This is a genomic window from Massilia sp. W12 (assembly GCF_037300705.1).
GTDB lineage: Bacteria > Pseudomonadota > Gammaproteobacteria > Burkholderiales > Burkholderiaceae_D > JACPVY01.
This window is the reverse complement of the sequence record NZ_CP147776.1, coordinates 5,165,373-5,188,599: the sequence shown is the minus strand read 5'-3', so window position 1 is coordinate 5,188,599 and position 23,227 is coordinate 5,165,373. Positions and strand designations below refer to the sequence as shown.

Below are 23,227 nucleotides of genomic sequence, written 5' to 3'. Positions count from 1 at the left end.
TTAAGGCGATGGAGCGGCGGCTGATTTTGCTTGTTGCCCGCGCATACGCCTTTGTGCGACAAGCGGCGCCGGACGCCGGGTAAGTCGCGGCGCTCAACCCCGCCTGCGGCTTTGGCCTGCATTCGGTTGCACGGGCGCGGCGTCAGGGGTAGAACAAATACACGCGATAACCGGATGCTTTGATCTGGTGCATTTCAAAATACAGGCGGACTTGCTGTTCGCCGCGCGGCGCAAAACCGCGCGCAATCTCGACTTCCTTGCCCAGATATTCTTCGGGAGTGAACACGCGCCGGATCTGGGGCCGGTCTTTTTCATCGTTGATGGTCAATTCCAGATGCGGCCAGGTTTGCGCGGTATCGCTTTGATTGCGCAGCAAGGTGGAAAAGACATAATTGTTTTTCAGCGGCGGCACGGTTTGCAACTCATCCGCTTCCAGCGTGATCGCTTTGATATTGTGCGGCAGCCCGACGCTGCAAGCCAGATGCTGGCAGGCTTGCTCCAACCAGGGGCGGGTGAATGGCAGGTGTGCCGCCAATTGCGCGCGTCCGGCGTAAATGCCTTGCGCTGCGGCCCCGATGATGAGCAAACCGACGCCAAAACCCAGCAGCGGGTGCAACACACGCTGCATGCGCTGCTCGCGCCGTTCGCGCTTGACGAATTCGGGCACATCTTCTGCATTGCTGTCGGCCTGCTCAGGCGCTTGCTCTGACGCTGCCGGCGCATCATGCGCTGCTGCCGCAAACACTGCCGGGGCCGGCGTTTCCGGCGGCGTGGCGACATGTTCTGCATGCCCGGCAAAATGCGGCGGCGTTTGCTCTTCTGCCTGCGCCGATGCGGCGCGCGCTTCAGGCTCCGGCTCGATTGCGCTGGCCTCAGACAGCGCCGGAGCGGGGCTGGCGGGCAGCATATCGCTTAAATCCAGATGCGGTTCGATGCGGATTTCCGGATGGCCGCGCCAATCCGCCGCTGGCGGCGGCGCGCTGTCAAAGAAATCTTCCTCCCCCTCTTCATCCGGCAATGCATGCAGGGTGATGGTTTGCGGCGGCGTCAGATCCGGCCAATCGTCCACCCGCGCTGCGGCGACGGCGGATGGCGTTGGCGGCGCAGCAATCGGCGCCGCTGGCGATGGCGCGGCGGCGGGCGCCGGAAGCGGCGCAGGCGCTTGCACGGGCGCAGGCACGGGCGCATGGGAGGGCGCAGGTTCCGGCATGCTGACAGGCGCCGGGGCTGGCGTCGGCACAGGAAGCGGTGCGGGCGCTGGAATTGGCGCTGGAATGGGCGCCGGTTCAGGAATGGGCGCAGGCGCAGGAAGCGGGGGTGGTGGGGGCGGCGGGGCCGGCGGCGCCGCATGCGGCGGGTCCGGCTGGCGTAAAACCGCCTGGCTGATTTGCGCCGGCGCCTGGGCCGGCGTGTCGCTGGCGACAGGTGCGGCCAGCGCTGGCGCGGCGCGGTTGGCGGGCGGCGCCGGAACTGGCGCCGGCGCCGGTGCGGCGGCAGAATGCGGCGGCGCCGCTGTGTTGTCCGCGCCTTGCGGGCGCACCAGATTTTCGATGCCGTTAAAGACTTGATGGCAGGCACCGCAGCGCACCAGACCGGCGCGCAGTTTCAACTGATCCTGCGCGACTTTGAACATGGCCCCGCACAGCGGGCATCTGGTGGCTAACGCCATACTTACCCCGGCAAACGTCCGCTCAAGGCGACCCAGCCATCCAACTCAGCCCATACTTCAAGCTTGAGATAAGGAGCATAGGCTTGCGCCACTTCTTCGGCCTGACGCGCCAGCACCCCGGAGAGGGTGAGCTGGCCGCCGGGCGCGACCCGGCCCGCCAACATCGGCGCCATCAATTTCAGCGGCGATGACAGAATATTCGCCACCACCACATCATAGCGCTGGCCAAGTTGGCCGCATTCAGCTTGTGCGAAATCATCCGGCAGATAGTACGCAATCTGGCAGTGGTTGCGTGCCGCGTTTTCACCGGCGGCGATAATCGCTTGCGGGTCGATATCCACGCCGATCACTTGCGCTGCGCCAAGCTTGTGCGCCACCATCGCCAAAATCCCGGAACCGCAACCATAATCCAGCACCCGCTTGCCGCGCGGCGCATGGCTTTCCAGCCATTCCATGCATAAACGGGTGGTCGGATGGCTGCCGGTGCCAAAAGCCAGACCGGGGTCAAGCTCCAGCACCAGGGCCTGCGGATCGGGCGCGCTGTGCCAGCTCGGCACCACCCAGATATTTTTGCCGATGTGGATGGGATCGAATTGGGCTTGCGTCATGCGCACCCAATCCTGTTCTTCCACCACGCGCGTATGCCAGGCCGGCAAGGGATCAAGACCCAGCGCTTGCGCCGCCTCTTGCAAAATCGCAGCCGGCTCGGCGCCCTCTTCGATCAAGGCCACCACCCGGCTGTGTTCCCAGGCTGCGACCGGGATTTCCATGCCCGGCTCGCCATACAGCGGGCGCTCGGCGTCGGTGTCGAGATCTGCATCTTCCACCGAAACCGAGAGCGCGCCGGCTTCCATCAGCGCATCGGACAGGCTTTCCGCCTGATCCAACGCGACTTCAATCACAATTTCTGTCCAGCTCATTGCTTATTTATCCTTGGAGAAGCTGGGCTGATTGGCCAGCTTTTGCTCCAGGTAGTGAATATTGGTGCCGCCTTCGATGAAGCGCGCATCCAGCATCAGCTCACGGTGCAGCGGGATATTGGTCAAAATCCCCTCCACCACCATTTCCGAGAGCGCGATTTGCATGCGCTTGATCGCCTGTTCGCGCGTCGGCGCATAGGTGATCAGCTTGCCCACCATCGAATCATAATTCGGCGGCACATAGTAGCCGGTGTAAGCGTGCGAATCCACCCGCACCCCCGGCCCGCCCGGCGCATGCCAGGAAGTGATGCGGCCCGGCGAGGGCGTGAATTTGAACGGGTCTTCGGCATTGATGCGGCATTCCAGCGCGTGGCCGTTGAATTGGATGTCGCGCTGGCGGTAACGCAGCTTTTCGCCGGCGGCGATGCGGATCTGCTCTTGCACGATATCGACCCCGGTGATCATTTCTGTCACCGGATGTTCGACCTGCACGCGGGTGTTCATTTCGATGAAGAAGAATTCGCCGTTTTCATACAGGAATTCAAAAGTGCCGGCGCCGCGATAGCCGATGCGGCGGCAGGCTTCGGCGCAACGTTCGCCGATGCGCTCGATCAGCTTGCGCGCAATGCCCGGCGCGGGCGCTTCTTCAATCACTTTCTGATGACGGCGCTGCATCGAGCAGTCGCGTTCGCCCAGCCAGATCGCGTTTTTATGTTCGTCGGCCAGAATCTGGATTTCCACATGGCGCGGATTTTCCAGATATTTCTCCATATACACTTCCGGGTTGCCGAATGCGGCCCCGGCTTCCGCCTTGGTCATGGTGACGGCGTTGATCAGGGCGGCTTCGGTGTGCACCACGCGCATGCCGCGCCCGCCGCCGCCGCCGGCGGCTTTGATCAAGACCGGATAGCCGACCTTGCGCGCAATCTGAATGATCGCTTTCGGGTCGTCCGGCAGCGCGCCATCCGAACCTGGCACGCAAGGCACGCCGGCCTTGATCATGCTTTGTTTGGCGGTCACTTTGTCGCCCATCATGCGGATTGAATCCGGACGCGGGCCGATGAAAACAAAGCCGGATTGCTCAACGCGCTCGGCGAAATCAGCGTTTTCCGACAAAAAGCCATACCCCGGATGGATCGCTTCAGCGTCTGTCACTTCGGCAGCGCTGATGATGGCCGGCATATTCAGATAGCTTTGCGCCGAGGGAGCCGGGCCGATGCAGACCGATTCATCGGCCAGCTTGACATACTTGGCTTCACGGTCAGCCTCGGAATGCACAACGACGGTTTTGATGCCAAGTTCGCGGCACGCGCGCTGAATGCGCAAGGCGATTTCACCACGATTGGCGATGAGGATTTTTTCAAACATGATAGATTTTCCGGCAAGCAGACGCTGCGGCAGACGTACTGCCGCAAGGTCTTGGAACACAGCTGTTTCAGCTGATCACAAACAGCGGCTGGCCGAACTCGACCGGCTGCCCGTTTTCCACCAGGATTTGGGTGACTGTGCCGCTGATGTCGGCATCAATTTCATTGAGCAGTTTCATCGCTTCGATGATGCACAGGGTATCGCCTTCTTTGACTTGGGAGCCGATATCAATGAAGGGCGCGGCGCCCGGAGCGGACGCACGGTAGAAAGTGCCAACCATGGGCGATTTCACCACATGGCCGGGTTCCAGTTGATTGGCGGTCTGACCGCTGCCGGTCGGGCCAGGGGCCGGCCCGGCGATTGGCGCAGCAGCCTGGATTACCGGGGTGCTTTGCTGCGGCAACATCACGACCTGGTTTTGCGGCAAGGAGGACGACTTGACGATACGCACCTTGCTTTCGCCTTCGGTGACTTCGAGCTCCGCGATATCGGACTCGGCCACCAGGTCGATCAGTGTCTTGAGCTTTCTTAAATCCATATGAAACCCCTGTCAGAATTCTTGCTGGTCAAAGCAAATCAAACTCAGCGGCGCAGATGGGATACACCGGCAACCGCCCTTTTTCTCGAAAACCGGCGCCATCGCACCGGCTGCTTCAGTATTTCTGTATTACGTAATCAAGCGCCAATCGATAGCCATCAATCCCGAAACCGCACAGCACGCCTGCCGCCAGCGCTGAAATAAACGAATGGTGGCGGAAGCTTTCGCGTTGATGGATATTCGAAATATGCACCTCAATAAATGGAATGGCGACCCCTGCCAACGCATCGCGCAACGCGACGCTGGTATGCGTCAGGCCGCCCGGATTGATGACAATGGCGTTGATTCCTTCCGTTCGCGCCGCATGAATGCGGTCGATCAGCACACCTTCATGATTGCTTTGCAATGCGGAAAAACGCCAGCCGGCGGCTTCAGCCTGCCGCTGCGCAGCCAATTCCACATCCGCCAGCGTGTGTGCGCCATACACCTGAGGCTCGCGCACACCAAGCAGATTGAGATTTGGCCCATTCAGCAATAACACATGTTTGTTCATGAAATTGGCTGCTGTTTCCCGATGTTGCCCGCATTTTGCCGCCAAACACTTCAGATTGGCAAGAACAAATTGCAGCAATTTTTACTATTTGCTAAGAACCCGGCGCGCTTGGGGCCGCGCCCAGTCCACCAAAAAATACTTGCAATTCCTGGTATAAGGAATCGAACTTCAATTCGCCCACATGGCTTTTCAAAATCCGCCCGTCCGCACCGATCAGCACGGTATAGGGCAGGCCGCCGCGTTCATTGCCCAGTTCGCGCGACAATTCCGCCGCCTCGACGCCGGCCACCAGCAGCGGCAAATCGATTTTGCGCTGCGCTGCGAATTCCTTGATGGCCGCCGCATTATCCATGCCGATGCCGATCACTTGCAGCTGTTTGCCGGCGAAATCCTGACGCAGCTTGACCAGGGCCGGCATTTCGCGCACGCAAGGGGCGCACCACGGCGCCCAGAAATTCACCAGCAGCGGTTTGCCGCGCCATTGCGCCAGCGCCTGCGCTTTGCCATCCTGATCCGGCAATTGCATGGCGAACATTTTTTGCACCGCCTGCGCTTGCAGGGTATCAGCGCTGGCCGGCTTGATGGCGGCGGCGCTTTGCCCCAGCTTATCCATTTCGCGCTGCGCCACATACAATCCGGCCCCGGCAGAGGCCAGACCAACCGCAAGCAACCACCAGCTGGAGGACTTCATGCCGCCCCCTGCGCGCCATCCTGCGCCAGCAAGGCATCCAGCGCAGCCAGATTGCCGCGTTGCGCTTTACCGTCGCGCGGCTTGAGCGCGCCGCGCAAATCATCTTCCATATACAAAGCCAGCGTCACCACTTCGCCCTGCCACATGAAATGAATGTTTTCCACCGCTTCCATTTTGTGCGCTTTGAAGTGTGCGCCTTCGCTGACTTCAAACGGCACATTTTTATTCAGCAGGAAGATTTCCACATCTTTGGCATTGTCATAAAACAATTGCAAATGGATGTCGGAATGCTCGCCCGCTGTGCCATTCCAGACCGCACCGCTTAACCAGGGATTGAATTCCTGCAACTCCTGCATCAGCTGACGCGCCAGGCGGCGCAGATGCAGCAGGCGCCTGGGCTGAGTTTCCGAGAGGAATAATTCATTGTAAAGCCGGACTTCCTCTTCGACCTGAGCGTTATCGGGCAGGGCGTCGCTATGCGCCACGCCCAGAATCTGGCGCGCAGCCTTGCGTTTGGCGCTGCTGTAATCAGCGCCATCCTCGGCGATCATGCGCGCCGCCGCCGCTGCGATTTCCGCCCGCAGGCCTTCGATATCTTGCTTATGTGCACTCATGGGGCTGCATCATACTCTGGTTTTGCATCGCCCGCGCTGCGCGCGCCGGGTTTTGCATCGGTAATAATTAACAGAATTTAAGCGAAGTTGCTGCAAAATCAGATAAATTGCCTGGAACACGGAATAAGGCGCCGCGAATCAGAATGCTTGCCCGCACAAAAAACAGCCTTGCTGATGGTCATTGACCACCCCGATTGCCTGCAGATAGGCGTAGATGATCGTGGTTCCGACAAATTTGAAGCCGCGTTTTTGCAAATCTTTGGAAATCGCATCCGATAACGGGGTATTGGTGAAAAAGCGCGCGCCGTCATTGATGATGGGCTTGCCTTGCACCGCGCCCCATATATATGCATCCAAACCGCCGCATTCTTGCCGCAAGCGCAAATAGGCGCGCGCATTTTGAATACTGGCCGCCACTTTCAAGCGGTTGCGGATGATGCCGGGATCCGCCAGCAGGGCCGCCACTTTGGCGTCGTCATAGGCGGCGATTTTTTCCACATCCCAGCCGTCATACGCCACCCGATAATGGGCGCGCTTATTGAGCACGGTTTCCCAGCTCAGGCCGGCTTGCGCGCCTTCCAGAATCAGCATTTCAAACAGCCGTGTTTCATCATGGCAGGGGCGGCCCCATTCTTCATCGTGATATTGGAGGTAAAGAGGGTTGGCCGGATTGGCCCAGGAACAGCGTTGCATGGCGGGGTTCTCGCAATAAAAAAATCATTGTATGCGGCTTTCCATGATTGCTCCATGCTTGCCGGGCATGCTGCTCCCATCTGACCCAACTGGAGAACAGCATGCCCATGAATGAAAATGCCATCAACGGCGCCTACAATTTGTTATTGAGCAATCCTGTGCGTTTTTTGCGCACCTGGCCGCTGCGTTTGGCCGGCGGCGCGTCAAACTGCCAGCTCAATTTTGAACTGTATGACAATAAAAAACATGGCCAACGGCCCGGTACCGTATTCGGCTACAAGGCGATGAAAGACACCGATGTCTTGCGGGTTGATGTCAAAGGCGGCAGCGCTGTCAAAGACGTCATTAAAAAGGAATTCACGGCGCACAATCTGCCGATGCAGGCCTTGAGCGATACGCTGACCTTCACAGAATTGGGGGAAAATGGCAAAACCCTGATGCTGACCTCCCAACTCAATGGCTGCGCGATCGTGATTAAACAGGGCAGCGGCGATAAAGTATTGATCGCCCATGTGCAACCGCATTCCGTGTCGATCAATGATGACGCTTCAAGCAAGCTGACCGAAATCCTGAAAAGCCGATACGAAGATGCCCAGGTGTATGGCAATGGCAAGGGCAATCAATGCTACGACCGGGACCGGGATTACTGCGCGGTGGTCGGGGTGCGCAATGCGCAGGGCCAGTGGCGCGTCTATTCGCAAGAATATGGCAATGGCAATAACGTCATCCATCGCGTGGTGCAATTGTGGCCCGCATTTTCTGAGGTGTAAGCCGCGCTCCAAATTTCCTCCACAGTTCTGCGTCACAGTGTGCATACATTCACTATATATTGAGGTCTATCATGCCCCTGTCATCAAGCACCGCCTACACCGCCCTGGTCGCGAATCCGGTTAACTTCCTGAAAACTTACACCCTGCGTCTGGCCGGCGTCGGCAATAAACCGTCTGCTGAATATGAAGTTGCGCTGGGAGCCTACAGTGCGGATGAAGCGCCTATCGTGTTGAAATCCGGGGCGAATGGTCAATTTTTCAAAATGGGGCCATCCGGCGCCATCAAAGACGGTGCGCATCAAACGCTGGTGCATGTGGTGCGGATGGATCCGAACGCAAATGAGATCAAGCCCTATACCTTGGGCGGCAATGGCTCATCGGTAATGATCACCGGCGAACTGACGGGATGTTGCTTCATCGTCTGGAATAAGGGGCAATCGGTCAAGGTGGCGCATGTCAACCCCAGCGGTTTTAAAGCCGCCGATCTGCGCGCCTTCCTGAAGGAGGAACACCCCGGCGCACAAATCGTTTATGGCCATGAAGAAGATGAAAATGAACGCGGCATGTACGGCGATAACCGCACTGTTTCCATTTTCGGCGTGCGCGGGGCGGATGGTCAGTGGCGTTTGTATGCGCAAAAACGTGAACGCGACACGCAAAAATTCTGCAGCCTGTACCAGATCTATCCCGAGCACAGCAAAATGTGAGGCGCAGCAGCGGCGCAATCCTCTGCGTACTGCACAAACGGCGGCAAAGGCTATACAATAAACTGTGTTTTTAAACAGTATCAGGCCGCCGTGAATCTCCCTCAGCGCAAAATCATCCATTGCGATTGCGATTGTTTTTTCGCAGCAGTTGAAATGCGCGACAACCCGGCTTTGCGCGATGTGCCGCTGGCGATAGGCGGCAGCGCGGAACAACGCGGCGTGATCGCCACCTGCAATTATGTGGCGCGCCGCTTTGGCGTGCATTCCGCGCAACCCACCTCACAAGCCTTGCAACTCTGCCCGAATCTGGTCTTATTGCGTGGCGATATGGAAAAATACCGCCAGGCCTCACGCCAGATCATGGCGATTTATCAGGATTACACCGCACTGGTCGAACCGCTTTCGCTTGACGAGGCATATCTGGACGTCAGCCAATGCAGCGCGCACCACGGCAGCGCCACCTTGATCGCACAGGAAATCCGCGCACGGGTGCGGCAACAAGTCGGCATCACCGTATCCGCCGGCGTGGCGCCGAATAAATTTCTGGCCAAAATCGCCAGCGACTGGAATAAACCGGACGGCCTGTTCGTGATCAAACCGCAAGATGTGGCGGAATTTGTCGCCGTGCTGCCGGTGGAAAAACTGTTTGGGGTGGGCAAAGTGACGGCGGCCAAGTTGCGGCAACAGGGTTTTTTGACCTGCGCCGATTTGCAGCGCGCCAGCCTGATGCAATTGCGCATGCAATTCGGCAGTATGGGCGAACGCCTGTATGAATTGAGCCGGGGCCAGGATACGCGCGCGGTCTCGATTGACGATGGAAGAAAATCAGTCAGCGTGGAGGAAACCTTTACCCCTGATCTGCGCAATCTGGCCCAGGCCGAACAGGAATTGCCGGCCCTGTTTGCGCAACTGTTGCGCCGCATCGCGCGCGCTGACGCCAGCCATCTGATTGAGAAGCTGTATATCAAACTGCGCTTTAATGATTTCCGCATCACCACGGTCGAGTGCGGTGGCCAAGCCCCGGATCTGGCGCAATATCGCCATCTCTTGGCCCTGGGCTATGCCCGGAAACGCTTGCCGATGCGTTTGCTGGGCCTGGGCGTGCGCTTGCATGCGCCGGGCGGCGGCGTCCAGCTGGAATTATTTCCGCGCGATATGGCCATGGCCACCTTGACTGAGGAAAAAAGCTGACTTTCAATCAGTCTTGCCAGCTTGCATGAATTTAAATGATGTAATTTTTTTGCCGCAGCCTGCTTCATTTCCGCCACATTCTGCCGTTAATCTTGGTTTTCCCTCGAATTGTTTCCCAAATTCTGGAAAACAGAAGACTGTAAAATTTCCATAAAGAAATAAAAGTTGCACCCTTGCAATTTTACAAGCGGCTGCTAGCATACAGTCATGCCGGTTGAGCTTTTAATAACAACATAACCGGCAGGCTAAGACAGTTTATTCAGGCATGAATAATAGCAATAACATGCGCCAGCATGCCAATTCTGTCTCAGGCCGGATCGCTGCAATATGCGCAGACTTTGTCAAAGAAACACAGCTGCGCGCGGCATGCCGGAATGTCGTATAAAACAGACCCGTCAGCAGGCGGGCGACAGTGACCCGCACAACAGGCTGCTTGCCCGGCAAGGCCAGATCAGGGGCGCAGGGATGCAGCCGGGCGCCGTGCTGAGTCTTGCTTCAAACTGCGCCGGCATGGGGGGCGCAGTGTCTTCAAGCGGCAGTTTGCGCCGCTAATTTCTGCAAACAACTGGCAATCCGCGCGCACACCTGTTCCGCCTGCGGCAATAAAAAGAAATGATCGCCTGCAAAATGCTCGATGTGCAGCGGCTGACTGGAATAGTTTTGCCATTCATGCAAACGCCCGTGATCAAGCAAGGTGTCGTCGGCGCTGCTGAAAAACACCAGGGGCGCGCTGCTGATATGCGGGGTTTGTTGCAGCCGCCAGCGCTCCACCAGGCGGTAATCGCTGCGCAAAACCGGCAAAAACATTTGCACTAATTCAGGATTTTCAAAAAAACGCTGCGAAGTGCCGCCAAGTTGCTGGATTTCCTGCAAAAACTCTTCATCCGGCAACTCGTGAATTTCGCGTCGATTGCGCGGCACATGCAGCGGATTGCGTCCGGAAAGAAAACAAACTTCCGGCCCCGGCAAGCCGGCGGCGTGTGCGGCGGCGAGCGTCTCATAGGCCAGCATGCTGCCCATGCTGTGGCCGTACAGCATCCAAGTTCCGCCATGTTGCGCCAAATGTGCTGTGATCTTGCGGCAAATGTCTTGCGCCGCCCCGGCCAGGTCGGCATCAAAGGCTTCTGTATAGCGTCGCCCGTGGCCGGCGATATCCAAGGGGTGGACCCGCAAATGCGGCAAATATTGTTGCCAGCGGGCGTAAATCGACTGTGCAATGCCGCCGGCATACGGCAGACAAAATAAATGGCGTGCTTGTGACATGATCCTAACTTTCTCAGTTGAGCGCTTTCAGGCTTAGATAAGTCGATGAATATATTGAAATTTCCTGCAAACAGCAGATTCCCCCATGGAGTGAGTGCGCTACAGGCCCGATTACTTGTTTCCCGACTCCCCGGCGTCACGGTGCAGCCGGTAAACTGCCTATACGGCCTGTCCAACTGAGGAATCGAAGATGATGTGATGGTGTTGGAATAGAAGCAACAGCATTGTAGCCGAAACCGTGCGGCTTGCCGCCGGGTGCATATTTTTTAGGCAGGCATGCGCCAAATGCCGGGTTTGGCTATACAATTTGCGCTTTTCTGCACGTAATTCACATGAACAAGCCTTTTATCATCGGCATCGCCGGCGGCAGCGGCAGCGGTAAAACCACCGTCACGCAGCAGGTGTTGTCCACCATAGGCGAGAATCTGGTCACGGTGCTGATCCAGGACAATTATTATTGCGACGAGCCGCATCTGCCCTTTGAGCAAAGGCTCAAGACCAATTACGATCACCCGGACGCCTTTGATTGGCCGCTCTTGATCGCGCATCTGGAAGCGCTGCAACGCGGCGAAAGCGTGGCCATGCCGACCTATGATTTCACGCGCTATCAACGGGCCGAGCAAAGCGTGATGCTCAACGCCGCGCCGGTGATCGTGCTGGAAGGTTTATTCCCCCTGTATGACGCGCGTTTGCGCGACATGATGTCGCTCAAAATCTTTGTCGATACCGATGCCGATGTGCGCTTCATCCGCCGCCTGCGGCGCGATATCGCCGAGCGTGGCCGCACCACTGAGAGCGTAATCACACAATATCTGGCCACAGTGCGCCCGATGTATAACCAATTCATCGAACCGACGCGGCGCTATGCCGATGTGATTTTGCCGCATGGCGCGAATGTGGCGGCGGTGGATATGATTGTGACCAAGGTGGCCAGCCTGATCGACGACGAATGCCCGACCTGAGGCGCGCACGGCGCCTGCATTTGCTGCATGCGCGCATGAAGATTGCTCATTTGCCGCTGGCGCGGCGCGCTGCCTATACTGCGTTGTTTCTCAACAGCAATGCCGCGCCGGCGCCCCAAGATGCAAAAATCCGCTTTTTTTCCGCATGTGTTAATGGCCGTCTGGGCGCTCTTGATCGCCGCCTCTTTTCCGGTGGCGCAAATGATTTCCCCGCAAATCGACGCCGCCGGCCTGACCAGCCTGCGCTTTTTGCTGGCCGCCCTGCTGTTTTTGCCCTGGCTGGCCTGGCGCGGAGAATTATCGCTGCCGCAGCGCAGTGAGACATTGCGCTATGCCGTGCTGGCGACATTGCTGGTGGCGTATTTCTGGGCTTTATTCCATACCTTAAAGCACAGCAGCGCGCTGAATGCCGGCATGCTGTACACCCTGACGCCGGCATTGAGCGCCGGCTTGAGTTTTTTCCTCTTGCGCGAAAAACCCGGCGCCCGTCTGATGTTGGGCATGGGAGCCGGTTTGCTGGGCGCGCTGTGGGTCTTATTGCACAGCACGCCAGCCGGCGCGCTGCGCTGGCAACCGGCGGATGCGCTGTTTGTCGCCGGCTGCGCCTGCATGGCCGGGCATGGCGTGTTGAGCCGTCTGTTCCGTCCCCAATTGCCGCAGCAGCGTTCCGCCGCCTTTATCACTTTCTGGGTCTTGCTGTTGGGCGGCCTGGCGATGTTGGGCCTGACCTTGCTGCTGCAGGATGGTGTGCTGGACTGGGGCCGTTTGCAAGGCAGCGAATGGGGCGCGCTGTTGTATCTGACCCTGGGCGCCACCTGTCTGAGTTTCTGGCTGACCCAATATGGCATTAAGCGCCTGGGGCCGACGGTGGTGATGTCCTACAGTTATTTAACGCCGGCCCTGGTGCTGTTGTTGAATTTCCTGTTCTGGCAACGCCCGGCGCCGGGCGCGGCCTTGCCCGGGGTGGCGCTGTCATTATTGGCCCCGCTTTTGCTGGCGCGCGTGCGCAGCGCCTGATTTATAAGCTGGCCGCAACTTGCTGCAAACAGGCGCGCAACCAGCGATTCGGCGCGCTGGCGTGAAACTGGCGCGCGCTCAGAATTTCCAGGGTGAATCCGGGTAAGCCGGGCGGCGCCGGCAGGATGCGCAAAGGCAGCCAGGCGCCCATCGCTTGCGCCAGACGGCGCGGCATGGTCAGCAGCGCGCCGCTGCCGGGCAGGGCCAAGGCGGCTGCCAGATAATTTTGCGTGCTCAGGCGGATGCAGCGCTGCTGGCCTTGGCGCGCCAGCCAGGCGTCCACCAGATTGCTGCTGTCGCCCCAGGGGGCGGGATAGATATGCGGCAATGCCAGATAGGCCGGCAAATCCAGCTGATCAGCCGCCAGCGCATCAGCCGCATCCAGCACGCAGCACAATTCTTCTTGCAGCAAGGCTTCCTGGCAGAGATTGGGATGCAATTCAAAACAACCGGCATAGCTGATCGCCAGATCCGCACTGCCCTGTTCCAATTCAGCGGCGGGAATCCGGTTTTGCAGGCGGCGCACTTCCAGGCTGCAATGTGGCGCTTGCTGACGCAGCAAGGTCAGCAAGGGCGGCAGCAAGAGCAATTCCACATATTCGCTGGCGTACAGGGTGAAGCAGCGGCGGCTGGCGGCTGGCTGAAAATCGTGGTCGAAATTCAAGCTGTGCTGCAGCGTCGCCAGGGCCTGACGTATGCCAGGCATCAGCTGTTGCGCCAATTTTGTGGGGGACATGCCCTGGCGGCTGTTGACAAACAAAGGATCGTCCAGCACCAGGCGCAGGCGGCGTAAAGAATGGCTGGCGGCGGATTGGCTGATGCACAGCAGGTTCGCGGTATCCGACACGGAGCCGGTGTCATACAGCAAATCGAAGACCTTGAGCAGATTCAAATCAAGCTTGCGCAGCAGCGGGTCCATGGTCTGAGCTTACAGAGGGGAAAGGGCGCAGTATAGCAGCGCCGCTTAATCACGCAGCCATTGCAGCATCTGCGGAAAGGCCGGTTTGCCTTCTGCCTGCGCCCGCTCTGGCGAGAGGGACAGCCCGGCCCATTCCAGAATCGGCATGCCGATATAATTACCGCTGCAGAATTGTTCCGCCAGCCAGCCGGCGTCGCCCTTATAGCCATCCGCATGAAACACATACTCCGGGGTCAGATCGAGATGCCGCAGGGCGGCGTAACTCCAGAGCAGGGCGCCGATTTCCTCGCCCTGGGTCGGCCAGGGCAGTTCCAGCGCAGCGCTGCCGACTGCCGCGCGCTGGCTGGCCGGCGTCACCGCCAGATGTCCGGCCTCATGCAGGATATCGCCCGGCCAGCACAGCTTGTCATAATCCACATACACCACCCCCGGCCCGAGTTCCAAGCCGGGCAAAAAACAGTCATCGCCGAGCGCTTTTTGTTCCAGCCGCAGGCCGATGTGATACAAAAACGCATGGATTTTCACCAACTCCGCGCCATGACGGGCAGCGGCGGCAGGCAGAGGCGGGACGGGCAGCATAGGCATTCCTTTCGCTGGAGGGGTGGGGGGATTGTAGCAAGACAGGAAAGTGAGGTTCCCTCGATATTTCGTCTGCCATCAGATGAATTTCATACAGCCAGCTTTTCCTGATTTTGCTCACGCTGCCAGCGCTCAGGATACTGAAACGGCGATTGATAGCCCAGAGTTGAATGCTGACGGGTTCGATTATAAAAGACTTCATATATTCAAAGCTGGCAGCCTTCATTTCAGCATGGCTGGCATAACGCACGCCATGGTATCGCTCGCCTGCTGATTGCGAAACCTGAAAATTGCCGCAAACTCAGCGAAAAAATTGCAACCGGCGGCACGACAAATCGGAACAACGCCTAAGGTTTGAGTCCAGGCTGCGGCCCGCCAGAGCCGTCGCGCCTGCCGCGAATGGTTGGGCGCCAACACGACTGGATTTCATGCTCTTCAGGCAGGCTGCCGCGCTAGCTTGCTCAGACACTCTCACGAACTCACTCCATTCTGCCAACAGCATTGCCTTAATGTGGTTTGTGATTGGGTTCGGTGTGGTATCGGCGAATGCCTGCCATGCGTTGTCTGCTTGGCGTCCAACGCTTGAGCGAGCAGTTAGGCCTCATACTTAACCGACTTGATGGCTGCCTGCAATAGCGGGAAAAGCTCCCGATAAAGATCAGCGAACTTGGTAGAGTCTTGGTGGCGCGAACGGCGTGATGCGATGAATAGCTCATTGCGGAGTGCTGTCAGGTTATCCCGTTGTTTCTTGCGGGCTTGAGCGGACGCCTCTTCAAGCGAGCCAAAGTACTCGTAGCCATTGAAGAGCATTGCAAATCGAAAGATGGCCGAATGATCCCCGACGCTTGGCAGAAGCTCAGCGCGGAGTTCATCATTTGCGAGATGGCGGGCCATAGCGCCTAACGTTGGAAGTAAGCGGCGTCCGGTTGATTGAAGTGTTAGGCGGCAATTACACGGTTGTATTTTTGCCGCGATCTTTTTAGCCTGCGTGCTTTGTCAAAGAAACGCTTGGCTTTTCTCGGTTTGCCCATGATTACGTCTAGGAAGTAGCCCATTTCTTCATACGCCTCGGCAAAAAAATGGTCTGCTGCTATGGCCTGCCGGTAGCAATACTCTGACTCTCCCAATGGAATATCGCATTCAAAGTCGATAAGTTGGAGCAAATTCCCGCGCATGACCCACAATTTCGCTGACTTTGGGAAGATTTCGACAGCTTTTTTCGTAAGATGAATGGTCTCTCGCGTTGGCTCGCCGGGGCAACGGGAGGGCCAACGCCTTTCGATCTCGGAAATGTAGTCAGCTTCGGTCATGTCGTCTAAGGTGTGAGTTCAGCGGGCGCCGCAGGCGATCCGCTGGAATGACGGGTTAGGCTGCTTGATAAGGCAACAGCCTTTGTGAATTGAAAACCAGCCAAAGCGCCCTCGCAAAATAAAGCTGACGGAGATAAAAACCCTTGCACTGCGTGATGCCAAGCCAGCAATGGCGACGGGCTTTGGCGCAGGTAAGAGCTGAAATATACCAGAACAATACGGCGAACAGCGACTTGACGCCTAACGTGGAAGTAACCGGCACCGGAGCGCCAGCGAAGGGAACCCAAATGCGCAGCATTTGGGTGTCCGGTTGACTGCCTTGTTAGAGCGCGGCCGTTGAACGCGAGATGTTTTCATGAGCCGGTCAATCGACAGGGACAATGGTTTCACCGTTGCATTCTGCGCAGACCTCGAATGCAGCAGTGTGACGACCACTTTCGATTCGCTCGATGCAAACTGAACCTCGGCCGCTACACGCAGGGCAAAGCCTGAATCCATGTTTTGGATCACGATTGCCATTGCGAACGGCTTCGAGAAACAGCCGGCGGCGGATGGCGTCTTTGGGGTCGGACGTGTTCAAGTAGGGAGCTCTAACGTTTGACATGAGAGGCTCGACCCGGCTTGCCGGGGCGAGTCCTCTCGATGGAAGGGTTAGGCGGCGCTGGTAGCAGGCCGCAGAAGTTGTATTGCACTTCTTCTACCAGGCAATCCGCTTCTCGCCCGCCGCGCCATCCGGTGCTTTCACTCCCTTGCCTTCTGGCAGAGACGTGAACTTGAAGATGATCCGACCATCTTCTTTGGTTCCAGGAGAACGGTGTATGGAGAAGGCGCTGATCTGACCTCCGAAATGCGATGGCTCTGACCAACTTGAGTGGAGGAATATGTGACCGCCGATCAGCTTCTCCGCGGTGTCTGTGGCTACTTTCCAGTAGCCGCTTTCCCAAAGACCTGCTTTGAAATCGACTGGTTTCAGGCCCTGAGCCGTTCCCGCCTTCTCGATCAAATGAATTGCGGACATCATTTCCCTCAACGTTGATGTGGAGCTTCTGAGAATTGGCGACGCCTAACGCCTGACTTCAGCGGCTGCCGAAGGCAGTCCGCTGGAAGGAAATGTTATCCATTACTTGCGACCGCACCGTTTCCTTCAGCAGGCTTATTCAATAGTTCATCCGTGAATCGTTGCTCACGTACTTTCAATTCCTGCATTTGTGCCACTACGTTGGCCATACCCTCCATGTCCATAGAGGGGAGCGAGCGCACCAATTGCGAAATTGCCAGTTCTTCTGGCGAGGAAGGCTCCCGCGCCCCAATGAAGCGGGCAATCATTTGCGGAATCTTCTGCGCATTCTTCATTGCGGCCATTGATGAATCCATCATGTCCAACAGACTGTCGAGCCTTGCGTCCTTTTCTTTGCTGTGCTCCATGCGCAAGTTCTCCCTTCTAAGTTGCTCTCGAGTGTTTTCAACCACTTCTTCTAGCAAATCCTCCACCCCCCTCTTTACCTGCTTATCACCTGAACCAGCCGGTGCATCTTTAAGTCGTTGGTCAAGGCGTGGCCACCACACTTTGAATATCTCTTCCAGATCTTCTGCATTCAATTGCGATGTGCCCAACGCTTTGTTCATCGTCACAAGCAATTTGAGTGCACCTACTTGGTCAATTTGGGACGCTTGGAATTGCGACAGTGGGCCGGCAAGTTGCCCCGGCGACATGTCAAACAACAACGGGCATACATAGCTTTCGTCGAGTGTTTTCGATAGGGCACCAGCCTCAAAAAGCAGCCACGGGTTCGCCTGATTCTCAGGAGTTACGCAGATGATTCCGAAGTTAGAGTGCGAAAGTTCCTTCGATACGTCGTTCGACCATCTCGATCCAGCCGATATATCTTCTTCCGACATCCAAGGCTTCACAGATTGAATGACTTTAGGAAGCCATGACCTAAGCACCTCAGCCACGAACTTGCTTCGAGCCCCTGACCAACTAATAAACACCTTCACTTCATAGCCTCCTGTGATGGATAACGTTTGAGTTCAGCGGCTGCCAGAGGCAGTCCGCTGGAACGATTTGTTAGGCACAACCTACTCTGCATTAGAAACTCCAATACCTTCGTGAAACTCCATCTCAAGTCTTTGAAGTTCTTCGGGGGTTGGCTCGAAGTCACGGAGTTCGGCGATTTCTAGCTCTATCGCCAGGGGCTTTGGAATGCCGGCCTGTTTGCGTACTAGCTCTAGGAGTTCCGATTCTCTATTGGCCCATTTGTTGCGAACCTGAGCCAAAGTTGCTGTTGGATCGGACTGTGGGTTTCGTCCAATCTCTGCGTGCCATGCAGCGGCGACGATATCTTGCTTCATGACAGCAAGTCCTGCAGCGAGGTTCTTTCTGTCAGCATCCGGAGTTCCTTTGTAAGCGGATGCTGCATAAAAAAAGAAACTTGGGTGGTTTGAAGCAATAACAGATGAATTCTCTGTTCCAAATATCTTAATTGTTGCAACGTCAAGAATATTTAGGCTTGTGCCCCATAGGCGTTCTATCCACTTTCTAATCGGCAGCCCAAGAGCAATTAGAGGTCGGCGGTCGCTACTGCCAGATTGATCGGAGAAAAGCTCAAGCAGTGGGATTGAATAGCTGTCGAATGGACCTTCATAAATGCCAGATTGGTCAAGATTCTTGCCATCGCTTGCGGGTGCGGCCACCGGAACGATATCAACGATACATGAATAGCGTGCGAGCTCTTCTTTTGGCACTCCATTGAGCGTAAGCAATTCCCACCAACGATTTGTCGTCTTGGAGTTGAGGTAATCCTGTTTTTTTATCAAAGAAAGTGGAGGGAAATCCATTATTTCGACAGCCTTCGCATATTCGAGCGGCAAGCCAAGTGGAAGCAGGAATTTCCATGATTCACTCCACTTACCGGTCTTTTGAAACTCTTGAACAGCTTCATGACCAGAAGCACCAAGCTGAAAGAACTTTCGATACCGTTTGGAAATTGCACTAATGATGTCAGCACTGATGTGCTCGATTTCTAGCGTGACCGTTTCGTTCTTGATGTGAACAGCGACAGCAAAAGAGCCGACAGCCTCACGGTCAAGACTGTCGGACACGTAGTGCTTGATGGTCTCCTCAAGAGATTGGGCCTCGTGTCCATCGTTTGGGTATGTGAACAGCGTTTCTGCCTGTGCACGCGAGCCAATCGTTATGGTTGTTTTTGCCATGTGAATCTCTCAGTTATCTATGTGCCGGCTGGTGTGCCTAACGTGGAAGTAAGCGGACGCCGGAGCGCGTAGCGCGGAGGGAACCACAAGCGCAGCTTGTGGCGGTCCGCTTGACTGCAGGGTTAGACATGGCCACCCCCGCGATTTTCTTTCAGCATGTTGCAAAAGAGAGCGCCTTGCTCAATAGCATCGTCGAGCGCCACGTGAGTGTGGGGCAGCTTGTCGAACCAATGCTTAGGCATATTTCGCTTTGTACTTTCTCGATAGTCTGTTTTGAGCAAAGCCATTGCAAATGACTTCATATCGAGGGCGGAATGACTAAACGGACTTTCTCCCGTAAAGCGGATGAGATACCAATACACAAACAGGAAATCGAACCCAGCAGGGTATGCGACAAATACAGGGCGCCCAGGCAAGGACTTAAGCCATTCGACGTAACGATTCATAGCGTCACTTGGGGAAACTGTGTCCTTTCGACAGGCTTCCCATGCCTCTGGCTGAGTAGCCCACCACTCGGCTGTTTTCGGATGAGGCGATGCCTCAGGGAGCGTTTCTAGGTTTGCCTCGAAAGTGGAAACTAATTTTTTGTCTGCCGTGTAAGCAGCAGAACCAAAGCTCAACATCGAATGAGGCCCAGGTATTGGGCCATCAGTTTCAACGTCGGTGCTGATGTAAATTTCAGACATGGGCTATGTTTGTTCTTGCGATGAAAAGAGTGCCTAACGTGTGAGTTCAGCGGGCGCCGCAGGCGATCCGCTGCAACGATGGGTTAGGCTGCTTGATGAGGCAACAGCCTTCGTGAATTGAAAACCAGCCAAAGCGTCCTCGCAAAATAAAGCTGACGGAAATAAAAAACCTTGCACTGCGTGATGCCAAGCCAGCAATGGCGACGGGCTTTGGCGCAGGTAAGAGCTGAAATATACCAGAACAATACGGCGAACAGCGACTTGACGCCTAACGTTCGACGTAAGGGTCCTGCCGCAGGCAGGCCCCCTTGACGGAGGGGTTAGGTGCCTGCGGATTGCTCATGGCTCTACGGGCGGCTGCTGCAATGAAGACCCACCCCTGTGTGAGCATGCAACGTAGCCTGCTGCTGGAGTTGGCAGCTGGGCCAAGCAGGCAATAGAACACGCATTGACAAGCAGTGGGAGCACATCCGTAGCGACCGGGAGTGAGATCCAACGTTGCTCGACTTTGCTTGGATCGAATGGCTCGCCACAAATGCTGCAATGCCCGGAGACGAGCTCGACTACAGGCGGCTCAAGAGAGGGAAAGGGTTGAGCTTCCCCTGAAATTTAGTCTGCCACAGGTGACGTAAAATAACGTTACTTGAGAAAGACAGGAAATGAAAAAAATACCGAAACAAGCATACACGACCGAGTTCAAAGAACTGGCGGTCAAACGCGTCCAAGATGGTGAATCGGTGGCGGTCGTGGTTAGGGAGCTGGGGCTGGGCGACCAGACGCTGCGAAATTGGATCAAGGCGGCAGCAGAAGGAAAACTCAAAGGCGCTGGCGGCAAAGTGGTGACGCCGGAAGCGATGGAACTTTCCAGACTGCGCGCAGAAAACGTCCGGTTGAAGCGGGAGAATGAAATCATAAAAAAAGCAGCGGCGTACTTCGCGAAGGATGTCCTGTGAAGTACGCCTGGATGGATGGACAAATCAAGAGCTATGCGCTGACAGAAATGTGCGCCGTTCTCGACGTCAGCATCAGCGGCTATCGGGCGTGGAAGCGTGGCGGCACGCCTGAGCGTAAGCGCTTGAAGGATGCACAAATGCTTGCAGTGATACGCGCCATTCATGCCGAACTCAAAGGGGCTTACGGCAGCCCGCGCATCGTGCGAGAACTGCGCAAACGAGGCTTCAGCGCTGGCAAAGAACGCGTCGAACGTCTCATGCGAAACAATGGTATCCGTGCCCGCCATAAGCGGCGCTACAAGGTCACCACGGATTCCAGGCATAGTTTGCCGGTTGCTGCCAACCTGTTGGCTCGCAATTTCACTCCGGCAGCCCCTAACCAGGTCTGGACGTCGGACATCACCTATTTGTGGACTGACGAAGGCTGGCTGTATCTGGCGATTGTGCTGGATCTGTTCAATCGGGAGGTGATCGGCTGGTCGCTCAAGCCGCGCATGACCAGCGACATTGTGACTGACGCTTTGACGATGGCGTGGTTTCGCCGTCGACCGGACGCGGGCGTTATGCATCATTCTGATCGCGGCAGCCAATACGCCAGCCAAGCCTTTCAGGACAAACTCAAGGAATACGGCATGACGTGCTCGATGAGTCGCAAAGGAAACTGCTGGGACAACGCACCGACCGAGAGCTGGTTTAACAGTTTCAAGAATGAGCGATACCATGGCGTGCGTTATGCCAGCCATGCTGAAATGAAGGCTGCCAGCTTTGAATATATTGAAGTCTTTTATAATCGAACCCGTCAGCATTCAACTCTGGGCTATCAATCGCCGTTTCAGTATCTTGACCGCTGGCAGCGTGAGCAAAATCAGGAAAAGCTGGCTGCATAAAATTCATCTGATGGCAGACGAAATATCGAGGGAACGTCAGGTTGCCTGTATTTGTAGTTTCCATAGAGTGCCCTTGTGCTCACAGTGCTCGCCCGGAGCTGCTTGCACTTTGTGATTTCATAGGGAAACCAATGGAGTCCATAGGAGGTGTATGGGACGAATTCCTCCAAGTTCTCCATACTACCGATCTCCGGCGGGAGCCGGAGTAGGCTACTTCGGTATAGATCGAGCTTCCTCACGTGCTTCAGCGACGCGATGGAAGCAGGCAGCGTGATCACCTGGCCCCAGAGTTCCGGCCCCAATGCCTTCTTTGGTGAGAACGTCTCTCGACGATCATGGGCAGCATCCTCGACAAGTTGCAACAGCGCACTCCAACCTGGCAAAGACGTGTCCTGAGCTTGGAGGTGGAAGTTCATCGACGGCCAAGGAGGCCGTCGACCTTCTTCGATAGCGTTATAGATGGCATCCCAGGCCGATTCGTCGGGATACATCTCGCATTGGTGGACCACGGCCATTTCAAGGCACCTAACACTTTAGCGAATAGTTAGAAACAAGTTGGACGAACGTCTGCAGCGGTACACCAAACCTCTCTCCGCTCGCCAAGAACACATCGAGGATGTTGTTCTCCCAACGACCGAGCTGACCACCTTCCTCGAAGAATGACAAGACGTCCTTGTAAGGATTTGGACGCCCTCCCATCTTTTGTTGCCATATTGCCGCCGAAGCCGAAGCACGCTCGACATGGCTGGTAGTCGGCAGGGCTCCTGGCTCAAAGCAGAAACCGAACAGCCCATACTTCGCCATATCCGTACCAAATCCGGCGTCAAGGAACTTTGCGAAAGCTGATATCAGCAGGTCTATTCCAGTAGGCATGCTTTGCAACTCTGCGTCTAACGTTGGAGTTGAGCACCTTGCCGCACCACGTGCGGCGAGTGTGCTCGAACGACGGGTTGGGCGTGAAAAACACCGGCAATTCGATTTGTCATCATTTTACGTCGCGCCCCCAAATTCACTCCAATTCATGCTCTTTTTCGAAGTTTGGGCTGGGCGTGTGTATCAACGCTTGCGTTATACATCCGCTCTGCTCAAGCTTCGCTTTTTAGCATGTTTTTTGCACTTTATACATCGCCACTTTTAGCCTATGTATGTCTCGGTTTTGCAACCGAGGTGTTTATCTCGACCAACGTTAAGTATACACCTGCTAAGGTGTATACACAGTTTTAATTAAGTGTATATTAACAAATGAATCCACTCAAATCAACCACATAAAATGCAAAATGTCAGATATAACACCTCCAACTACACCACCCAGACTACTGGATCAACTACGGGCAAAGATACGTTTGCGGCACTATAGTATACGCACCGAAACTCAATACGTGCATTGGGTGCGGCGATTTATTTTATTTCACGGCAAGCGCCACCCTAAGGACATGGGTGGCGCTGAGGTGGAGGCATTCTTGAGTCACTTGGCGCTTGAAGGCAATGTTGCGGCTTCAACCCAAAACCAGGCTTTGTCCGCTTTGCTCTTCTTATATCGGGAAGTGCTGGAGCAAGATTTGCCGTGGATGGAGGGCGTGGTGCGCGCCAAACGTCCGGCGCGCTTGCCGGTGGTGCTGAGCGAGCGCGAAGTGCTAGCCGTTTTGGAAAAAATGCACGATCTCTATGGCTTGCTGGCCCGCTTGCTATATGGAACCAGAATGCGAGTAATGAGTCGGCCCTGA

General features: G+C 56.2%; 27 protein-coding genes. 7 read left to right on the top strand and 20 right to left on the bottom strand.

From position 1 onward, the window contains the following. Positions 1 to 142: 142 nt before the first annotated feature. From V8J88_RS21190 to V8J88_RS21155, 8 genes are all read right to left on the bottom strand, one after another. Positions 143 to 1,669 (bottom strand): zinc-ribbon and DUF3426 domain-containing protein, encoded by a 1,527-nt coding sequence (locus tag V8J88_RS21190; protein ID WP_338846261.1) that lies wholly within the window; start codon positions 1,667 to 1,669, stop codon positions 143 to 145. A gap of 2 nt (positions 1,670 to 1,671) precedes the next feature. Next, positions 1,672 to 2,589 carry a 50S ribosomal protein L11 methyltransferase gene (gene prmA, locus V8J88_RS21185; RefSeq protein WP_338846260.1) on the bottom strand — a complete coding sequence of 306 codons (918 nt, stop codon included), beginning with the start codon at positions 2,587 to 2,589 and terminating at the stop codon, positions 1,672 to 1,674. 3 nt (positions 2,590 to 2,592) lie between these two features. After that, entirely contained in the window at positions 2,593 to 3,957 is a 1,365-nt protein-coding gene (accC, locus tag V8J88_RS21180) for an acetyl-CoA carboxylase biotin carboxylase subunit (protein ID WP_338846259.1), read from the bottom strand. 67 nt (positions 3,958 to 4,024) lie between these two features. After that, a complete protein-coding gene (gene accB / locus V8J88_RS21175) occupies positions 4,025 to 4,495 on the bottom strand; it encodes an acetyl-CoA carboxylase biotin carboxyl carrier protein (protein WP_338846258.1) in 471 nt (156 codons plus the stop codon). A 115-nt stretch (positions 4,496 to 4,610) separates the two neighbouring features. Continuing rightward, a complete protein-coding gene (aroQ, locus tag V8J88_RS21170) occupies positions 4,611 to 5,048 on the bottom strand; it encodes a type II 3-dehydroquinate dehydratase (RefSeq protein WP_338846257.1) in 438 nt (145 codons plus the stop codon). Positions 5,049 to 5,139: 91 nt separating this feature from the next. Then, positions 5,140 to 5,739 (bottom strand): redoxin family protein, encoded by a 600-nt coding sequence (locus V8J88_RS21165; protein WP_338846255.1) that lies wholly within the window; start codon positions 5,737 to 5,739, stop codon positions 5,140 to 5,142. Continuing rightward, the gene (locus V8J88_RS21160) at positions 5,736 to 6,353 is read right to left on the bottom strand and encodes a hypothetical protein (protein ID WP_338846254.1); all 618 of its coding nucleotides are present in this window, start codon (positions 6,351 to 6,353) and stop codon (positions 5,736 to 5,738) included. Before V8J88_RS21160 ends, V8J88_RS21165 begins: the two co-directional genes overlap by 4 nt. A 138-nt stretch (positions 6,354 to 6,491) precedes the next feature. Next, complete coding sequence (locus tag V8J88_RS21155; protein ID WP_338846253.1) at positions 6,492 to 7,046, bottom strand: DNA-3-methyladenine glycosylase I; 555 nt, start codon at positions 7,044 to 7,046, stop codon at positions 6,492 to 6,494. A 101-nt stretch (positions 7,047 to 7,147) separates the two neighbouring features. Here V8J88_RS21155 and V8J88_RS21150 point away from each other — a divergent pair, with 101 nt between their 5' ends. The 3 genes from V8J88_RS21150 (at position 7,148) to dinB (ending at position 9,714) form a co-directional block, all read left to right on the top strand. After that, the gene (locus V8J88_RS21150; RefSeq protein WP_338846252.1) at positions 7,148 to 7,816 is read left to right on the top strand and encodes a hypothetical protein; all 669 of its coding nucleotides are present in this window, start codon (positions 7,148 to 7,150) and stop codon (positions 7,814 to 7,816) included. Positions 7,817 to 7,887: 71 nt separating this feature from the next. Further along, positions 7,888 to 8,523, top strand: a complete 636-nt coding sequence (locus tag V8J88_RS21145) for a hypothetical protein (protein ID WP_338846251.1) — start codon at positions 7,888 to 7,890, stop codon at positions 8,521 to 8,523. 90 nt (positions 8,524 to 8,613) lie between these two features. Next, on the top strand, positions 8,614 to 9,714 hold the full coding sequence (gene dinB / locus V8J88_RS21140; protein WP_338846249.1) for a DNA polymerase IV: 1,101 nt from the start codon (positions 8,614 to 8,616) through the stop codon (positions 9,712 to 9,714). A gap of 3 nt (positions 9,715 to 9,717) precedes the next feature. Here the strand turns inward: dinB and V8J88_RS21135 are convergent, their stop codons facing one another. Together V8J88_RS21135 and V8J88_RS21130 are read right to left on the bottom strand one after the other, a co-directional pair. Then, a complete protein-coding gene (locus V8J88_RS21135; protein ID WP_338846248.1) occupies positions 9,718 to 9,915 on the bottom strand; it encodes a hypothetical protein in 198 nt (65 codons plus the stop codon). A gap of 327 nt (positions 9,916 to 10,242) precedes the next feature. After that, positions 10,243 to 10,977 (bottom strand): alpha/beta fold hydrolase, encoded by a 735-nt coding sequence (locus V8J88_RS21130; protein WP_338846247.1) that lies wholly within the window; start codon positions 10,975 to 10,977, stop codon positions 10,243 to 10,245. A 332-nt stretch (positions 10,978 to 11,309) separates the two neighbouring features. On the opposite strand from V8J88_RS21130, the gene udk reads away from it, so the two are divergent. After that, a complete protein-coding gene (gene udk / locus V8J88_RS21125; RefSeq protein WP_338846246.1) occupies positions 11,310 to 11,939 on the top strand; it encodes a uridine kinase in 630 nt (209 codons plus the stop codon). A gap of 120 nt (positions 11,940 to 12,059) precedes the next feature. Next, on the top strand, positions 12,060 to 12,956 hold the full coding sequence (locus tag V8J88_RS21120; protein ID WP_338846244.1) for an EamA family transporter: 897 nt from the start codon (positions 12,060 to 12,062) through the stop codon (positions 12,954 to 12,956). A gap of 1 nt (position 12,957) precedes the next feature. Here the strand turns inward: V8J88_RS21120 and V8J88_RS21115 are convergent, their stop codons facing one another. From V8J88_RS21115 to V8J88_RS21075, 9 genes are all read right to left on the bottom strand, one after another. Then, entirely contained in the window at positions 12,958 to 13,875 is a 918-nt protein-coding gene (locus V8J88_RS21115) for a LysR substrate-binding domain-containing protein (protein ID WP_338846243.1), read from the bottom strand. A gap of 45 nt (positions 13,876 to 13,920) precedes the next feature. Then, positions 13,921 to 14,454 carry a hypothetical protein gene (locus tag V8J88_RS21110; RefSeq protein WP_338846242.1) on the bottom strand — a complete coding sequence of 178 codons (534 nt, stop codon included), beginning with the start codon at positions 14,452 to 14,454 and terminating at the stop codon, positions 13,921 to 13,923. 594 nt (positions 14,455 to 15,048) lie between these two features. Next, entirely contained in the window at positions 15,049 to 15,348 is a 300-nt protein-coding gene (locus tag V8J88_RS21105; protein WP_338846241.1) for a hypothetical protein, read from the bottom strand. A 44-nt stretch (positions 15,349 to 15,392) separates the two neighbouring features. Beyond that, the gene (locus tag V8J88_RS21100; RefSeq protein ID WP_338846240.1) at positions 15,393 to 15,764 is read right to left on the bottom strand and encodes a hypothetical protein; all 372 of its coding nucleotides are present in this window, start codon (positions 15,762 to 15,764) and stop codon (positions 15,393 to 15,395) included. A gap of 55 nt (positions 15,765 to 15,819) precedes the next feature. Next, positions 15,820 to 16,062 carry a hypothetical protein gene (locus V8J88_RS21095; protein ID WP_338846239.1) on the bottom strand — a complete coding sequence of 81 codons (243 nt, stop codon included), beginning with the start codon at positions 16,060 to 16,062 and terminating at the stop codon, positions 15,820 to 15,822. Positions 16,063 to 16,461: 399 nt separating this feature from the next. Then, on the bottom strand, positions 16,462 to 16,785 hold the full coding sequence (locus V8J88_RS21090; protein WP_338846238.1) for a hypothetical protein: 324 nt from the start codon (positions 16,783 to 16,785) through the stop codon (positions 16,462 to 16,464). 92 nt (positions 16,786 to 16,877) lie between these two features. Beyond that, entirely contained in the window at positions 16,878 to 17,756 is an 879-nt protein-coding gene (locus V8J88_RS21085) for a TIR domain-containing protein (protein ID WP_338849950.1), read from the bottom strand. A gap of 87 nt (positions 17,757 to 17,843) precedes the next feature. Continuing rightward, the gene (locus tag V8J88_RS21080; protein WP_338846237.1) at positions 17,844 to 18,977 is read right to left on the bottom strand and encodes a hypothetical protein; all 1,134 of its coding nucleotides are present in this window, start codon (positions 18,975 to 18,977) and stop codon (positions 17,844 to 17,846) included. A gap of 122 nt (positions 18,978 to 19,099) precedes the next feature. Then, positions 19,100 to 19,663, bottom strand: a complete 564-nt coding sequence (locus tag V8J88_RS21075) for an exonuclease (RefSeq protein WP_338846236.1) — start codon at positions 19,661 to 19,663, stop codon at positions 19,100 to 19,102. A 659-nt stretch (positions 19,664 to 20,322) separates the two neighbouring features. On the opposite strand from V8J88_RS21075, the gene V8J88_RS21070 reads away from it, so the two are divergent. Next, positions 20,323 to 21,503, top strand: a protein-coding gene (locus V8J88_RS21070) for an IS3 family transposase (protein WP_338846235.1) whose coding sequence is annotated in 2 segments (ribosomal slippage) — positions 20,323 to 20,575 and positions 20,575 to 21,503 — 1,182 coding nt in all. Because the reading frame shifts where the segments join, the coding sequence is not laid out codon by codon here. 525 nt (positions 21,504 to 22,028) lie between these two features. Here the strand turns inward: V8J88_RS21070 and V8J88_RS21065 are convergent. After that, complete coding sequence (locus V8J88_RS21065) at positions 22,029 to 22,376, bottom strand: hypothetical protein (RefSeq protein ID WP_338846234.1); 348 nt, start codon at positions 22,374 to 22,376, stop codon at positions 22,029 to 22,031. Positions 22,377 to 22,780: 404 nt separating this feature from the next. Here V8J88_RS21065 and V8J88_RS21060 point away from each other — a divergent pair, with 404 nt between their 5' ends. After that, positions 22,781 to 23,227 (top strand): phage integrase N-terminal SAM-like domain-containing protein, encoded by a 447-nt coding sequence (locus tag V8J88_RS21060; RefSeq protein WP_338846233.1) that lies wholly within the window; start codon positions 22,781 to 22,783, stop codon positions 23,225 to 23,227.